The sequence below is a fragment of the Adlercreutzia sp. DFI.6.23 genome (assembly GCF_024462535.1).
GTDB classification, from domain to species: domain Bacteria; phylum Actinomycetota; class Coriobacteriia; order Coriobacteriales; family Eggerthellaceae; genus Adlercreutzia; species Adlercreutzia rubneri.
Map to the genome: position 1 here is coordinate 1 of NZ_JANGBP010000234.1, position 385 is coordinate 385.

General features: G+C 68.1%; 1 pseudogene. It reads right to left on the reverse strand.

Going from position 1 to position 385, the window contains the following annotated elements:
* Nucleotides 1-225: pseudogene (locus NE591_RS13160) on the reverse strand (zinc-ribbon domain-containing protein); the annotation flags it as partial.
* Between the last annotated feature and the right edge of the window lie 160 nt (nt 226-385).

Genomic DNA, 385 nt, shown 5'->3' on the forward strand with positions numbered 1-385 from the left:
GACGGGCTCGCCTGTGAGCACGAAGCTGATGCCCACTTGCGGACCCCGCACGACGTTGAGCGTCGCACGGGCCGGGGTGCTCTCCTCAACGGTTGTGGCCGGCGTCTCGCTCATGACGAGCGGCTGCATGGCCTGCGTGGCGCCGAGCAGCTTGAATCCGCAGGTGGGACACACGGTGTCGTTCGGTGAAATCTCGCGGGAACAAACGGGGCAGCGCTCGCTCATGGCCCACCTCCTTACTCGTTGGCGGCGTCTGCGGCACCCGCGCCCGCGCCGCTTGGGGCACCGTCGGCGGGAGCGTCGTCCGAGACGCCCCTCATCTACAGCAAGTCATCCTCTCGCGAGGATCATCAGTCCGTTGCGGCCATCGCCGCAGGCGTCTCAG